General features: G+C 65.4%; 14 protein-coding genes. 4 read left to right on the top strand and 10 right to left on the bottom strand.

Translation table 11 applies throughout. From position 1 onward, the window contains the following. Window positions 1–49: 49 nt before the first annotated feature. From BH95_RS08800 to BH95_RS08810, 3 genes are all read right to left on the bottom strand, one after another. Window positions 50–697: a response regulator gene (locus BH95_RS08800; RefSeq protein WP_019663621.1), complete on the bottom strand. Its 648-nt coding sequence runs from the start codon at window positions 695–697 to the stop codon at window positions 50–52. Further along, window positions 694–2,013 carry an ATP-binding protein gene (locus BH95_RS08805; RefSeq protein WP_033189924.1) on the bottom strand — a complete coding sequence of 440 codons (1,320 nt, stop codon included), beginning with the start codon at window positions 2,011–2,013 and terminating at the stop codon, window positions 694–696. The genes BH95_RS08800 and BH95_RS08805 overlap by 4 nt, the downstream gene beginning before the upstream one ends. Window positions 2,014–2,084: 71 nt before the next feature. Further along, window positions 2,085–2,876, bottom strand: coding sequence for an NADPH-dependent F420 reductase (locus BH95_RS08810; protein WP_256976891.1), 792 nt, complete (start codon window positions 2,874–2,876; stop codon window positions 2,085–2,087). A gap of 14 nt (window positions 2,877–2,890) precedes the next feature. Between BH95_RS08810 and BH95_RS08815 the strand changes: the two genes are divergently transcribed. Together BH95_RS08815 and BH95_RS08820 are read left to right on the top strand one after the other, a co-directional pair. Continuing rightward, window positions 2,891–4,318 (top strand): PspC domain-containing protein, encoded by a 1,428-nt coding sequence (locus tag BH95_RS08815; RefSeq protein ID WP_080737970.1) that lies wholly within the window; start codon window positions 2,891–2,893, stop codon window positions 4,316–4,318. After that, complete coding sequence (locus BH95_RS08820; protein ID WP_019663617.1) at window positions 4,311–4,559, top strand: hypothetical protein; 249 nt, start codon at window positions 4,311–4,313, stop codon at window positions 4,557–4,559. Before BH95_RS08815 ends, BH95_RS08820 begins: the two co-directional genes overlap by 8 nt. 7 nt (window positions 4,560–4,566) lie before the next feature. Here the strand turns inward: BH95_RS08820 and guaA are convergent, their stop codons facing one another. The 4 genes from guaA to guaB form a co-directional block, all read right to left on the bottom strand. Continuing rightward, a complete protein-coding gene (gene guaA, locus BH95_RS08825) occupies window positions 4,567–6,156 on the bottom strand; it encodes a glutamine-hydrolyzing GMP synthase (RefSeq protein WP_020111133.1) in 1,590 nt (529 codons plus the stop codon). A gap of 48 nt (window positions 6,157–6,204) precedes the next feature. Then, window positions 6,205–7,962: a GMC oxidoreductase gene (locus tag BH95_RS08830; RefSeq protein WP_019663615.1), complete on the bottom strand. Its 1,758-nt coding sequence runs from the start codon at window positions 7,960–7,962 to the stop codon at window positions 6,205–6,207. Between the two features lie 411 nt (window positions 7,963–8,373). Beyond that, a complete protein-coding gene (locus tag BH95_RS08835; protein WP_037181593.1) occupies window positions 8,374–9,513 on the bottom strand; it encodes a GuaB3 family IMP dehydrogenase-related protein in 1,140 nt (379 codons plus the stop codon). A 53-nt stretch (window positions 9,514–9,566) separates the two neighbouring features. Further along, the gene (gene guaB, locus BH95_RS08840; RefSeq protein WP_170945130.1) at window positions 9,567–11,090 is read right to left on the bottom strand and encodes an IMP dehydrogenase; all 1,524 of its coding nucleotides are present in this window, start codon (window positions 11,088–11,090) and stop codon (window positions 9,567–9,569) included. 312 nt (window positions 11,091–11,402) lie between these two features. Between guaB and BH95_RS08845 the strand changes: the two genes are divergently transcribed. Next, complete coding sequence (locus BH95_RS08845; protein WP_026347520.1) at window positions 11,403–11,807, top strand: DUF5319 domain-containing protein; 405 nt, start codon at window positions 11,403–11,405, stop codon at window positions 11,805–11,807. A 79-nt stretch (window positions 11,808–11,886) separates the two neighbouring features. On the opposite strand, the gene BH95_RS08850 is transcribed toward BH95_RS08845, so the two are convergent. The 3 genes from BH95_RS08850 to BH95_RS08860 all read right to left on the bottom strand — a co-directional run bounded on the left by BH95_RS08850 (window position 11,887) and on the right by BH95_RS08860 (window position 14,403). After that, on the bottom strand, window positions 11,887–12,879 hold the full coding sequence (locus BH95_RS08850; RefSeq protein WP_020111134.1) for an anti-sigma-D factor RsdA: 993 nt from the start codon (window positions 12,877–12,879) through the stop codon (window positions 11,887–11,889). Continuing rightward, a complete protein-coding gene (locus BH95_RS08855) occupies window positions 12,872–13,450 on the bottom strand; it encodes a sigma-70 family RNA polymerase sigma factor (RefSeq protein ID WP_019663610.1) in 579 nt (192 codons plus the stop codon). The genes BH95_RS08850 and BH95_RS08855 overlap by 8 nt, the downstream gene beginning before the upstream one ends. 122 nt (window positions 13,451–13,572) lie before the next feature. After that, complete coding sequence (locus BH95_RS08860) at window positions 13,573–14,403, bottom strand: hypothetical protein (protein WP_208601151.1); 831 nt, start codon at window positions 14,401–14,403, stop codon at window positions 13,573–13,575. A 684-nt stretch (window positions 14,404–15,087) separates the two neighbouring features. On the opposite strand from BH95_RS08860, the gene BH95_RS28220 reads away from it, so the two are divergent. Continuing rightward, the gene (locus BH95_RS28220) at window positions 15,088–15,381 is read left to right on the top strand and encodes a WhiB family transcriptional regulator (protein WP_026347518.1); all 294 of its coding nucleotides are present in this window, start codon (window positions 15,088–15,090) and stop codon (window positions 15,379–15,381) included. The last annotated feature ends 24 nt before the right edge of the window (window positions 15,382–15,405 follow it).

The following is a 15,405-nucleotide window of genomic DNA, read 5'->3' on the forward strand; positions in this document are numbered from 1 at the left end:
CCGAAGGTCGATCCGACAGTCTCCGAAAGTCTATTCCTGCATCCAGCCGTCAATCGATCCGACGCTTGTGGGCCCACCTGGTCAGGGCGTTGCGATTGGATTGCTGTGTCTTCCGCAGCACGTTCGACGCGTGGGTCTCTACGGTCTTGACCGAGATGAACAGATCCTCCGCGATCTCTCGATACGTGTAACCGCGCGCCAACAACCTCAACACTTCGAGTTCGCGCGGTGTCAGCGAATCCAGCTCCGGATCCAGCGGCGGCTCCGGAACGGCCGAATTGCCGGTGAAGGAGTCGAGAACGAACCCGGCGAGTCGAGGCGAGAACACCGCGTCCCCGCCTGCCACCCGCCGCACGCCGTCGGCCAGTTCGGCTCCTGAAATGGTCTTGGTGACGTAACCGCGTGCACCGGCTCGGATCACGGCGATGACGTCCTCGGCTGCGTCGGACACCGACAACGCCAGACACACCGGACCGGACGATATACGTCCGAGTACCGCCACACCACCGCCGTCGGGCATGTGCACGTCCAAGAGGACCACGTCGGGCTTGGTCGAGTCGATTCCCGCTACCGCGTCGGCAACCCCGCCTGCCTCACCGACCACCTCGATATCGCCTTCGCGCGCCAGTTCGGCTCTGACTCCGGAGCGGAACACTGCATGGTCGTCGACGAGAAAGACACGGAAGGTGTCGGTCACCGGGGCTGCTCCTGCGGTAGTGGTTGTTCGGACGTCTGCGATTCAGGGGATGTGATGTGGTCGGCAACATGAATCTGCCTGTCGGGAGCCGAATCGTGCCGGGGCATCAGGATGCGCACTTCGGTTCCTCTGCCCACGGTGGAGCGTACCGACACCTGACCACCTCGACGTTCGATTCTGCCGTGGATGGATTTGGCGAGTCCTTGCCGATCCGTCGGCACCAGGTTCTCGTCGAAACCGCTGCCGCGATCGCGCACGAAGACCGTCACCTTGTCCGCCTCGGTCTCGGCGAAGAGGTCGATGTTGGTCTCGCCGGAGTGCTTGGCTGCGTTGACGAGCGCTTCCCGCGTCGCGCCGAGCAAAGCGGTGAAGTGCTCACGTGGAAGCCCGGAGTCGGAGTTCTCGGCCGAGAGTTGCACGTCGCCGACTGTGATCGGCCGAACCGTGACGCCGTGCTGATCCTCGACCTCGCCTGCGATGGTCTTCAGCGCCTCGGACAGGGACGAATGATCGGTGTCCCCGCCCTCGAACAGCCACTTCCGCAGCTCTCGCTCCTGCCCACGGGCCAGACGCATCACTTCCTGCGGCTGATCCGACTGTTTCTGGATGAGCGCCAGCGTCTGCAGCACGGAATCGTGCAGATGGGAGGCGATCTCCTCGCGCTCGTCGTTCCGAATACGAGCCGACCGCTCGGCGTTCAAGGTGCGCCACAGACGCAACCAGACCGGGACCGTCAGCAGACCGGCCCCGACCAGTGTCACGATGACCGCGAGCAACGAGGACCTGATCGACGCGATGTCAACCCTGGCCAGCACCACGACGCAGAGTCCGAGGATGATCAACGTCGCGCCGCCGACGACACGAGCCCAGCTGAGGACGGTCGGCTTCTTCGGCATCCCGAGCAGAGACCTCGGACCTTCGGAGTCGAACTCCCGCCATACGAGCGCCGCACCGACGATCACCACGACGACAGGAACGAGTACCGACGCCGCCGTGCCGTTCAGCAGCCACGCCAAGCCGGCCGCGAGCCCGAGGCCGAGCGCCGCGAGACCCAATGCCCGCTGGCGCTCGGCCGAACTCGGCCGGTCCACGTCGTCACCTGCCGGGGTGAACACCCACAGCAACCCGTAGGCGAAGATTCCGGCGCCCGCCATGACGGCGAGCAACGCAAACGCGACTCGGACCTTGAAGACGTCGACACCCAGATGGTCGGAGAGTCCACCTGCGACTCCGCCCACGATCCTTCCGCCGCCGCGCCGGTAGAACTTCACCGGCTCGGCGCCCGGGGACGAGGACGCGGCATCGACAGGGAGCACGTCATCGATCCTGGCACGAATCGAGCCGCACCCGCATCAGGGTCTCCCCTGATTTCCGCACCGGACTGATGTCAGGACGGAATCGCGCGCCACTCCTCGGTTCTGTCGGCGGTCGCCTCGGCAAGAGCCTTCTTCGTGGCGTCGGCGTCGTAGTCCTTGCCGTACACCGGCGTACCAGGCTGCTGACGCCACGATTCTTCGAGCGTGCCGGCGTCCACCGGCTCGAATCCCAGAGCGTCGACGACGTCGAAGACGAGCTTCTTGCCCGGCCCGTCGGCACCCGCGACGGGAAGCGCGATTCTCGTCCGGGTGGACGCAGCGTCGGTTCCGGCGGGAACGCCCTTCTCGAGAAGATGCTTCCACCAGATTCCGTTGAACACCTTGAACACATCCGACGATCGATCACCGAAATGCTCGGCAACCCACACGCTTTCGGGCTTGCCGTTCTCGATCTCGGCGATCAGGCCGTCGCGCTGCTGCGGGTAGTAGTTGTTGGTCTCGATGATCGGCGCGCCTGGCTTGGCCGCATCGAGAATGTCCGACGCCAGGTCCGGGGTGTTCTTCTGTGGAATGCTCACGATAACGAGATCGGCGTCGGCGGCTGCGTCCTTGCTCCACACTGCCTCGGCGCCGGTGTCGGCAGCCAACTCGGCCAACGTCTCCGGTGCGCGCGAATTCGACACGCGCACGTCGTGTCCGAGTTCGGCCAGCTTGCGGGTCAGGGTGCCGCCGATGAGCCCGGCCCCGATGATTCCGATCTTCACGCGTTTCTCCTTCGTGATGCGAATGGTCGTTCTCGAAGTAGCAAGCCGTGGGATGCCGAGAACATTCCTGCAACTCGTGCGTGAAGGTAGGGAAAACATCAGGGCGATCCCCGATGGTCTCCGTGCACCCGACGGGCCACGATGGTTCCATGAGCAACTTGGCCGTCTCCGAACAGCTACAGCAGATGTGGCGTACGCGCCCGTATCGGTTGCCACAGCGTGGCCATGTCGCGGGTGTCGCCGCCGGCATCGGCTACCGCTACGGCGTCGATCCCGTCCTCGTTCGCGTCGCGCTCGTCGTCGGCACCATCTTCGGCGGAGCAGGCATCGTCCTGTACCTCGCCGCCTGGCTGCTCTTCAGCAAGGCAGGAGATGCAGCCTCTCCCGCCGAGTCGCTGATGGGCAGAGGCACCAGCTCGGAATCCAACACCAAGATCGTGGTCCTGATCGTGGCGCTGATCATCGCGGTCTCCACCCTGGGTCCCGTCGGTGTCGGATTGGGCGGATCCGGCGCCATCAGCATGGTCGCGCTTCTCGCCGGACTGTGGCTACTGCACCAGAGGCAGCCGCAACCACCCGAGTTCCTGCCCGGCGGTGCACAGGTCTACGCGCAACAGGATTTCCCGATCTCGTTCAACACGCCGTACACCCCGGCGCCGTGGGCAGGTGCCAACTACCGCCCGCCCAACTATCGACCCGCGGGCTACACACCTCCCGCGTACTCGCCGTACACGACACTGCCCACGACGTACGTTCCGTCCACACCCCCACCCACCGACCGGTCGACGGGTTCCGAGGTGAACCTGAACAAATCCGAGTCCGCGGCGCCGGCCCAGCCGACGGACACGACCACCGGCCCGACACCACCGTCGTGGGATCCGTTGGGCGTCGCCCCCTTCGCCTGGGACCTACCCGAACCGACGACTGTTCACCTTCCGGCGTCGACCACTCCGAAGAAGCGGCGCTCACGGTGGACGTCGAGTTTCATCGGGTTGGCCCTGCTCGCCGCAGCCGTCACCGGCGGCATCGCGGCGGCAACGGGGTCGGAGTGGCTCTCCCCCGCACGCATCGGGGCCGTAGCTCTCGGTGTCCTCGCCGTCGGACTGATCCTCGGCGCATTCCTACGCAAGGGGTACGGCCTGCTGGTCGTCGCATTCCCTGTACTCGGTTTCGTGATCCTCGCATCCATCGTGGGACCGGTGAACTTCGACGGCGCAACCAGCGGGTCGGTCGATGCACGGCCGACGACGGTCGCGCAACTCCAACCGTCGTACAGCATCGCCGGCGGTGACCTCCAACTCGACTTGCGCGGCCTCGCCCTCACCGACAACCGAACTGTCGCAATCGATGTCACCGGAGGAAACGCGACCATCTGGGTACCGTCGACGATGACAATCGACCCGACCTGCGTGGCAGTCATGGGATCGGCTGCCTGCGGATCCGGTGGCCTGCAGCGCGGCACCGACGCAGCCGAGGACGCCCCTGTTCTCACCATCGACGGAGATGTCCGTCTCGGAAACTTGGAGATCATCCATGAATAGCAGCGAGTACGGAGACAGTGACACCGACACGGCCGAAGAACGAAACGCGCGCACCCGACCCTCGGCGTTGCTGTTTCTCTCCGGACTCGTGGCCCTGCTGGTCAGCGTCAGCGCTCTGATCGGGCCCTCGGCCCTCGAGTCCCTCGGCAACGTTCAGTTCCGCTGGGTCTTCGTCGTCGCGGCGATCGTCGTCGGACTGGCCCTTCTCCTCGCCCCAGGCCGGGGCGGGAAGAAGAACTAGAGAATTCTCACTCCCACTCGATGGTGCCCGGCGGCTTGCTCGTCACGTCGAGAACGACTCGGTTGACCTCCGGAACCTCGTTGGTCACCCGGGTCGAAATGGTTTCCAACACCTCGTACGGCAACCTCGTCCAGTCCGCCGTCATCGCATCCTCGCTCGATACCGGGCGCAAGACGATGGGATGGCCGTACGTCCGGCCGTCACCCTGAACGCCGACGCTGCGCACATCCGCGAGCAGGACCACGGGGCACTGCCAGATCTGCTGATCCAAGCCCGCCGCGGTCAGTTCCTCACGGACGATCGAATCGGCCTGGCGCAACGTGGCCAATCGGTCTCGCGTGATCTCGCCGACGATGCGAATGGCCAGACCGGGCCCGGGGAAGGGCTGGCGGCCGACGATTTCCTCGGGAAGACCCAACTCGCGGCCCACTGCCCGGACCTCGTCCTTGAACAAGGTACGAAGAGGCTCGACGAGGTCGAACTGCAGATCGTCCGGCAGACCGCCGACGTTGTGGTGGCTCTTGATGTTGGCGGTGCCGGATCCCCCACCGGACTCGACCACGTCCGGGTACAGCGTGCCCTGCACCAAGAACTGAACCTCCGCACCCTGAGCAGCGTTGTCACCCAACACCTCAGCGACAGCACCCTCGAAGCTACGAATGAATTCGCGGCCGATGATCTTACGCTTCTCCTCGGGATCGGAGACGCCGTCGAGGGCACCGAGGAACGTGTCGACCGCATCGACGGTGACCAGCTTGGCGCCGGTCGACGCGACGAAGTCCTGCTGGACCTGCTCCCGCTCGCCCTCTCGCAGCAGACCGTGGTCGACGAACACACACGTCAGACGGTCACCGATCGCACGCTGCACCAAGGTTGCCGCAACCGCGGAATCCACACCCCCGGACAGTCCGCAGATGGCGTGACCGTCCGGCCCGACCTGCTCCTGGATCTGCTCGATCAATGCGTCGGCGATGTTGGCCGCCGTCCACTCCGCCTTGATTCCGGCTGTCTCGTGCAGGAACCGACCGAGGACCTGCTGACCGTGCGGCGAATGCAGCACCTCGGGGTGGTACTGGACACCGGCGAGCCTGCGCTCGGCGTTCTCGAACGCAGCCACGGGAGCGCCGGCGCTCGTCGCCGTGACCGTGAACCCTTCCGGAGCCTCCGTCACAGCATCACCGTGACTCATCCACACCGGCTGCGTCGCAGGAAGACCGTCGTGCAGGACACCGCCATCGACGGACAGCTGCGTCCGGCCGTACTCACGAGTCCCCGTGTGCGCGACGGTTCCGCCGAGTGCCTGCGCCATCGCCTGGAAGCCGTAGCAGATACCGAAGACCGGAAGATCGAGATCGAACACCTTCGCGTCGAGAGCAGGCGCGCCCTCGGCGTACACACTCGACGGCCCGCCGGACAGAACGAGTGCAACCGGGTTCTTGGCTGCAATCTCCTCGACGGTCGCGGTATGCGAGATCACCTCGGAATACACGTTCGCCTCACGCACACGACGCGCGATGAGCTGGGCGTACTGGGCACCGAAGTCGACTACGAGAACGGGCCGAGGCAGGGCGGGATCAGGCTGCTGCGATGCGGTCACCGGAACAGTCTAGTGGCGCGCGACAGGCTGGTTCCACGCAGCATCTTCTTACGCGGCACCGGTGGTGGCGGGTTTCGGAGAGCGGATCTCGACGATGGGCAGACGCAACGCTGCGGGCGCGGACACCGGCACCACCGGAGCGTTGGGAGCGATCGGCTCGATCCGTTCGTAAGCGAGACCCTGGCGCGGCCGTAGATCCTGCTCACCCTTGTTGGGCCACAGCGCCGCTGCACGCTCCGCCTGAGCACTGATGGTCAGCGACGGATTCACGCCGAGGTTGGCCGACACGGACGACCCGTCGACAACGAACATCGTCGGGTACCCGTGGACGCGGTGATACGGGTCGATGACGCCGTGCTCGGCGTCGGACGCGATGGCGCAGCCACCGAGGAAGTGAGCGGTCAACGGAATGTTGAACAGCTCACCCCATGTGCCGCCCGCGACGCCCCCGATCTTCTTCGCTATACGCCGCGTCGCGTCGTTGCCCTCAGGGATCCACGTCGGGTTCGGTTCGCCGTGTCCCTGCTTGCTGGACACCTTGCGACCGAACAGCCCACGCTTGGTGAAGGTGGTGATCGAGTTGTCGAGGTTCTGCATCACGAGCGCGATGATCGTGCGCTCGCTCCAGTTCTTGGTGTTCACCACCCTCAGGAAGTCGAGCGGATGAGCCAGCAGCGCGAAAACGAACTTGAGCCATCGCGGAATGCGCCCACCCCCGTCGGTCATCAGCGTCTGCAACAGGCCCATCGCGTTGGAACCCTTGCCGTAGCGGCACGGTTCGATGTGGGTGTTCGACGACGGGTGGAACGACGACGTGATCGCCACTCCCCTGGTCAGATCCATCTCCGGGTCGACCTTCAACTTGGCGGCACCGACGATGGATTCGGAGTTGGTACGCGTCAATTCACCGAGCTTGTCGGACAGACGCGGCAGTGCGCCGGTGTCCTTCATCTTGTGCAGCAAATTCTGCGTACCCCACGTGCCCGCGGCCAGGACGACGTGCGACGCGGTGTAGGTCTTGGGGTGCTTGCGAACCCACGCGCCGGTTCGCTCGGTGGCGACGTCCCACGTGCCGTCGGGCAGAGCACGAAGACCTGTCACCGTCGTCATCGGGACGATCTCGGCTCCGGCGCGCTCGGCAAGGGCGAGGTAGTTCTTCAGCAGTGTGTTCTTGGCGCCGTGGCGACACCCGGTCATGCACTCACCACACTCGATGCACCCGGTGCGCTCGGGACCGACGCCGCCGAAGTACGGGTCGCCGACCTTCTTGCCCGGCTCGTCGCCGAAGAACACGCCGACCGGTGTCTGAATGAACGTGTCCCCGACGCCCATGTCCTCGGCGACGGACTTCATGACCTCGTCGGCGGGTGTCATGTGCGGGTTACGCACGACACCGAGCATGCGCGTCGCCTGGTCGTAGAACGGACCGAGCTCGCTGCTCCAGTCGGTGATGTGCGCCCACTGCTTGTCCTTGAAGAACGGCTCCGGCGGCTGGTACAGGGTGTTCGCGTAGTTCAGCGAACCGCCGCCCACCCCTGCACCGGCCAGAATGAGGCAGTCACGCAGCAGGTGAACACGCTGGATGCCGTAGCACCCGAGCTTGGGCGCCCACAGGAACCGCTTCAGGTCCCAGCTGGTCTTGGCGAAATCCTTGTCCTCGTAGCGCCGTCCGGCCTCGAGGATGCCTACCTTGTAGCCCTTCTCGACCAAGCGCAGCGCCGTGACGCTTCCGCCGAAACCGGACCCGACGATCAGAACGTCGTAGTCGGTCGTGCGAGCCTGTGTCCCAGCTGTCCGTGTCTCCACTGTTGACCTCCGCGCCTCGTGCGTTACTCAGCCAGCTCCGCCGCACCGCGTATTACCTCGATGTGACTGCGACCACACTCTAGATGACAGCAGCGGCGAACTGACAACAACCCTGTGACAGTTGACACAAGCCACTGTAGCTGTAACTCCAAGTATCACCAACTGAGGTAAGGCTCACTCCGCGCTGCCCCAGGTGACCGAACGTCACGTTCGCTCGCTCTCGGCCCCCGAACGCGCGGCTTTCAGCCCACGCGCGCACTGCAACCCGCGCACTCGCTGCAACCCGCGCTCCCGGGCCCCCAGGTGACCGAACGTCACGTTCGCTCCCACCCGGCACCCGAGTTCCCCAGCAAACGACGAAGCGCGCACCCCGATTCGGGGTGCGCGCTGTCGAACGTGGGACAGAGAGGGTCAGGCTCGGACGTTCAGGCCGACTTTCTGGAATTCCTTGAGATCCGAGTAACCCGACTTCGCCATGGACCGGCGCAGACCTCCGACGAGGTTGATCGAACCGTAGGGCTCGCTCGACGGACCGTGCAGGACCTGGTCGAGGCTCGGGCGCTCACCGGCTGCGACGGGCAGGAGTGCGCCTCGCGGCATCGACGGGTGCGCTGCCGCGGAGGGCCAGTACCAACCGCCACCGGGCGCCTCTGCTGCCGCCACGAGAGGAGCACCGAGCACGGCGGCGTCCGCACCGCACGCGATTGCCTTGGCCAGGCCGCCCGACGTGGTGATGTCGCCGTCGGCGATGACGTGAACATAGCGGCCGCCGGTCTCGTCGAGGTAGTCCCGACGAGCTGCCGCAGCGTCCGCGATGGCCGTTGCCATGGGTACACCGATGCCGAGAACTTCACCGGTGGTGGTGCCTCCCTCGACCGACCCGTAGCCGACGATGACTCCGGCAGCGCCGGTGCGCATCAGGTGCAGCGCGGTGCGGTGATCGCTGACGCCACCGGCGATGACCGGTACGTCGAGCTCGGCGATGAACGTCTTGAGGTTGAGCGGCTCCTCGTCGCCGTGCGCCACGTGCTCCGCGGAGATGATGGTGCCCTGGATGACGAGCAGATCGATACCGGCTGCGACCAGCGCAGGCGTCAGGTTCTTGGCGCTCTGCGGGCTGACGCGGACCGCGACGGTGACACCGGCTGCGCGGACCTGCGCGACGGCGGCAGCGAGGAGGTCCGGTTGCAGCGGTGCTGCGTGCAGCTTCTGCAGGAATGCGACGGGAGCGTCGGCGTCGAAGTCGTTCTCGGCGATCGCGACCAGCTCGTCGAGCTTGGCCTGGACGTCCGTGTGGCGAGCCCACAACCCCTCGCCGTTGATGACGCCGAGGCCACCCTGCTTGCCGAGCTCGATCGCGAATTCCGGCGACACCAACGCGTCGGTCGGATGAGCCAGGACCGGAATGTCGAATCGGTAGGCGTCGAGCTGCCAGGCCGTGGACACCTCCTTCGACGACCGAGTACGGCGCGAGGGCACGATGTCGATGTCGTCGAGCTGGTAGGTGCGACGGGCTTCTCTGCCCATGCCGATTTCAACGAGGTCGCGCACGCGCGCCCCTTTCCCTAGGAGTTCGTCTTGAGTTCAGGCCGATGCGAGCGAAGTCAGCGCACGGTGTAGTTGGGAGCTTCCGCGGTCATCGTGATGTCGTGCGGGTGGCTTTCCTTCAGTCCGGCAGCGGTGATCTGCACGAACTGCGCCTCCTGCAGTTCCTCGATGGAGTTGGACCCGGTGTATCCCATCGCGGCACGGAGACCACCGGTCAGCTGATGGATGACCTGGGACAGCGGTCCGCGGTACGGGACCCGGCCTTCGATGCCTTCGGGGACGAGCTTGTCCTCGGCGAGGACGTCGTCCTGGAAGTAACGGTCCTTGGAGAACGACTTGGCCGCTCCGCGTCCCTGCATCGCCCCGAGCGAACCCATGCCGCGGTAGCTCTTGAACTGCTTGCCACCGACGAGAATCAACTCGCCCGGCGACTCGGCCGTACCTGCCAGCAACGAGCCGAGCATGGCCGTCGACGCGCCCGCAGCCAACGCCTTGGCGATGTCGCCGGAGAACTGGAGACCACCGTCGGCGATGACCGGAACACCGTGCGCCTTGCACGCGGCGACCGCCTCGAGGATCGCGGTGATCTGCGGGGCGCCGACGCCTGCGACGACGCGGGTGGTGCAGATCGAGCCGGGACCGACGCCGACCTTGACCGCGTCCGCGCCTGCCTCGACGAGTGCCAATGCGCCCGCGCGGGTCGCGATGTTGCCGCCGACGACCTGGACGCGTTCTCCTACTTCGGCTTTCAGCTTGCTGACCATCTCGAGCACCGACGAGTTGTGCCCGTGCGCGGTGTCGACGATGAGCACGTCGACACCGGCGTCGGTGAGCGCCATGGAACGCGACCACGCGTCCTGCCCGACACCCACTGCCGCTCCGACCAGCAGGCGCCCGTCGCGGTCCTTGGTGGCGAGGGGGTGCTGCTCGGTCTTGACGAAGTCCTTGACCGTGATCAGTCCGGTGAGAGCGCCCTGTCCGTCGACGATGGGGAGTTTCTCGATCTTGTGCCGACGGAGAAGACCGAGAGCTGCCTCGGCGGTGACGCCCTCGCGCGCGGTGATGAGCGGTGCCTTGGTCATCACGTCGGCGACGCGGCGGTTCTGGTCGACCTCGAAACGCATGTCACGGTTGGTGATGATGCCGACGAGGGCACCGGTCTCGTCGGTCACCGGCAGACCCGAGATGCGGAACCGTGCGCACATCGCGTCGACCTCGGCGAGTGTGTCGGTGGGCTTGCAGGTGACCGGGTCGGTGACCATGCCCGCCTCGGACCGCTTGACGGTTTCCACCTGGGACGCCTGATCCTGCAGTGACAGGTTGCGATGCAGGACGCCCATGCCACCCGCGCGGGCCATGGCGATGGCCATGCGCGCCTCGGTGACGGTGTCCATCGCGGAACTGACCAGTGGGACGCGCAGACGGATCTCGCGGGTGAGTTGACTGGAGGTGTCCACGGCGCTGGGAATCAAGTCCGACGCAGCGGGCAACAGCAGAACATCGTCGAAGGTCAAACCGAGCATGGCGACCTTGTTGGGGTCGTCGCCACCGGTACGGACGTGGGCTCCGGAACTACTCATGCGGATCTGGCCCTCCCTAGAGCCTGTGTGCCCTTCTCGCAGCGCGCGGGCGGTGCACCGGAGAAGACGGCGTGTTCGAAAGCGGATGGAGACAGTGCGGACGAAAAAACATGGACGCGTACGCTCGCTCAGCGCCTGCACACATGGTATCGGCTCCGCCGTTCGCTCGTGAACGCGCACCGGACGGCGTCGTTCGAGCAGGTCGACCGCACCCCGACTGCGGCCGATCGGCCGCCCGGTGGACCTCGTCGCGCGTCGACACGAAGCGTGAACGGCTGGCGCAGACCCACCAGTCCTGCGTACCGTGGAGGCGTGCGCGATCAACTGCCTCCAGGTTTACCGCCGGATCCCTTCGCCGGTGACCCCGCCGACCCCTCGGCCGCCCTCGATGCAATCGAGCCCGGCCAGCCTCTGGACCCCCAGGAGCGGCTCGCCGTCGAGGAAGACCTCGCCGATCTCGCGGTGTACGAGGCACTCCTCGGACACCGCGGTATTCGCGGACTCGTGGTGTGCTGCGAGGACTGCCAGCAGGATCACTACCACGACTGGGACATGTTGCGAGCCAACCTTCTCCAGCTCCTGGTCGACGGGACCGTTCGTCCCCACGAGCCTGCGTACGACCCCGTTCCCGATGCGTACGTCACATGGGACTACTGCCGCGGATACGCGGACGCGTCCATGAACGACGCTCTGCACGGCGACGGTTTCGAGAACTAGTCAGCCGATCATACGACTGATGCCCTACACGATTTTCGTGTAGGGCATCAGTCGTATGCGGTGCAGGGCCGGAGGGCGATCAGCCTCCGTTGGTGTCCAGCGTGTCGATCCGGGGAGCAGATGTACCGTCACTCGAACCGCTGGCCGTAGCCGTCGTCTCACCGGTCTGATTCAGAATCGTCGGCCCGGGAGGCGTCGTGGTGACTGCGGGCGGCTCGGTCGTCGGGAGAACCGGATCGCTGGTCGAAGGAACCTGCGACGGGTCGACCGTGCCGGAGACCGGCGGAGGCAGCGGATCCGTGGTGACCGGAACCGAGCCCAACTCGGGTGCACTCTGAACGGGCGCAGGCAACGTCGGATCGACCGGTAGCGGCAACTGCGGAGGAATCGTCGGGATGATCGTCTGGAGTTGCTCGATCAACCGCTGCAGCCAGATCTCCAGATCCGTGCGCTGCGCGTCGTCGGTGACCGCGCCGGCCGCACCCGACGCACCGTCGAGCAGAGCCTGTGCACCTTCGACGTCGCCTGCTGCGATCAGCTGTTCTGCCTGCTCGAGCTTCGACGTCGTGTCGATCTGCGCGACGGTCGAATCTGCTTGCTGCGAGAACACCACGGACTTGACGCTCCACAGCGCGTCGCCCGGGGAGGAGTTGTAGGAGAAGACGACCAAGCCGCCCATCACCAGCGCGATCGCCGCTGCGGCGCCCGCTACCGGGCGGAGCAGACGCTGACGTCCGCGACTCGACGCCTTGCGGCGTAGCCCTGTCGCGGCAATCTCCTGATCGACGGCTGCCGCCACTTCGTCGAGGTCGGGACCTGCGGGGAGCGCGGGGTGGACGATTTCTGCACGCCAGTTGGCGAGGAGCAGAGCGAGCTGGTACTCGTCCGCGTCGTCCGTCGCGATCGGTCCGTCGCCACGGATTGCCTCGATGAATTCCTCGTCTCGGCGTACCGCTGCGATGTCCACCGGACTCGAACCCACGAGGGTGCTGTCGAGAGAATCCTCGGATGGCGTGGAACCATCCGGGCGGCCGATACGGGGAATGCCATCACGGCCGTTGTTCCTAGCCATACATTTCACCCGCTTTCACAACTTCGTTCTTCAGTTTCGCGATGGCTCGGTGTTGAGCCACGCGGATGGCACCTGCGGTACTACCCACTGCCGCTGCCGTTTCCTCGGCCGACAATCCGACGACGAGTCGGAGCACCAGAATCTCTCGGTGCTTGGCGGGCAAGGTGTCCAGCAGGGCGGTCATCTGTCTACTCGACTCGGAGTCCAGAGCTCGCTGCTCCGGTCCGTGTTCCGTCGACACGACATCTGGTACTTCGGCGGCCGGGTCCGATTTGTTACGGGAGGCGCTTCGATGTGCGTCGGCGACCTTGTGGGCGGCAATGCCGTACACGAAGGCCATGAACGGTCGGCCCTGGTCCTGATAACGCGGCAGGGCGGTCATGACTGCCAAGCAGACCTCCTGAGCCACGTCGTCCGCCGAGAGCTGACCACGCTCGGCGGAGCCCACACGTGCGCGGCAGTACCGCACCACGAGCGGACGGATGATTTCCAGAACTCGGGAGAGTGCGGCTCGCTCGCCCTGCGCTGCGGCAGCGACGAAGGAGTCCAACTCCTCACCCGTGTTGTTCATCGCTCAAGGATTCCCCGCGTTACAGTGACGCCGCCGCATCTCGACAGCGCTTCCACCCGAAGTGGAACCTAGTAAGGATAGCGACCTTCACCCCACTCGATCGAACCACTCGGTCCGTGACTTCACACGGCCGTGAACCGACCACCGCGCCGAGCCAGCTCCGCCTCGCACTCCCGCGCGACCGACTGCGCGGCCGCTCCTCCCCCGACGCCGCTCCACAACATCGCTGCCGCCCAGCGCAACGGTAGGAGTCCGTGCACCTCGCAGGCATCGAGTACACGCTGGGCGCCGTCACCACTTCGTGACAGATCTCCCACGGAGCTGTAGGCGGCAGCCAGCACGAGGTCGGTCTTGACGATGTGGCGTAACGAATCGATCTCGTCGGCACGCCCGCGCGCGTCGAGCGCATGCCGGACCGCGTCGGGCCCATTTCCCGAGAACATCGCGAGTTCCGCGCGGACCCACCCGAGCCTCAGATGTTGACGCCACAGAACGTCCTCGCGCCCATCTCGCGCCACGATGTGCTCGCATCGAGTCAGCAGCGCGTCCGCGGTGCCGAATCTGCCTACGCCGAGGGCGTCCGCGGCAAGGCCGACGAGAGCATCCGCTCGCGCACGAACGACAGCAGCCTCATTGCCGTCCTCACCCGACGGAGAACTGCGCTCGTCGAGCCCGACCGCAGCGATCGCCGTCCCGTCCACCCGCGCCGCTGCACTGTGCACTCCCCTCTGCCGTATCCATGATGCGCGAGTCGAATACATCTGCGACCGCAGAGACGGAGGAACAGGGCCCGACAGCGCAGCCGCATCGAGCTCGGCCGACGCGGCGAGGTACCTGCCTTGCCCACCGAGTGCGACGGCGCGGTCCCACCGCTCGCGGACGGTCGATGCAGCGGGCAGTGGCCACATACCGGGTTCGGTGCCCCAGGCAGCGCGATGAAGCCGATCGTCCATCGTGTCGACGTTACGACCCGGAGCGGCCCCTGCGACCGTGAGGCTCGGCATTCCTCTCGGTTCACCGTCGAATGGATGGATACTCCTGGCCGCTTCGTGCCCATCGCCGAGTATCGTCGAATCCGTCGCGCGACATTCTCGTTTGTTTCACGGAATTAACATGCGCTCCCGGGATGCATTTGATGAGCGCTTTCTGACGAGAATGTAGCCGTAAGGTTAATCGCGGGATTCACTACCCGGGGACCAGTGTTGCTCGCGACCTGATCGAGTCGTTCGAATCCGGCAGACGAATTCCGCGATCCTTCTTCCGACACGACCACGAACCTGCAGGCCAGTGCCCTTTGCTTTCGATCGTGACCGAAGTCCGTCAGACCGCTGTTCATGCTGCGACCGAGAACTCCTCAACGAATCGACCCATGAAGTTGTGTCGAAGTAAATGTCGCCCGCGTTAATTTCTCGAGATACGACTATGCACCTCGCCACGGCGATGGCCTATTGACTCGATTTCATCGCCACGAATAACGTTGGCGTTGTTCACGACAACCGCGATTGCAGTATCTCGCGGAACGAGTTCACCACAAGTTCGGCGCCGCCGCCGGACGAAACCACGAATTCGCATTTCTTCTGTCTTCCACAGGAGCGTCGCCGCATCCGTTGCGGCGAGCAGACACCCTAGGAGTTCTCATGCCGCAGCCGAATCACCTCCCTGGGCCCAATGCAGATATCTGGGATTGGCAGATGCACGGTTTGTGCCGTGGCGTCGACTCGTCGATGTTCTTCCATCCGGACGGCGAACGCGGCCGAGCACGTGCTCAGCGTGAGATGCGTGCCAAGGAGATGTGCCGAACCTGCCCGGTTCTCGCACAGTGCAGGTCCCACGCGCTCAGCGTCTCGGAACCCTATGGAATCTGGGGCGGAATGTCCGAGACCGAGCGGGAGATGTACGCACGCCACAACCGTCGACGAATCGCGGTGTAGCAGGACCACATACGAGAAGCCGGG

The sequence above is a fragment of the Rhodococcoides fascians A44A genome (assembly GCF_000760735.1).
GTDB classification, from domain to species: domain Bacteria; phylum Actinomycetota; class Actinomycetes; order Mycobacteriales; family Mycobacteriaceae; genus Rhodococcoides; species Rhodococcoides fascians_E.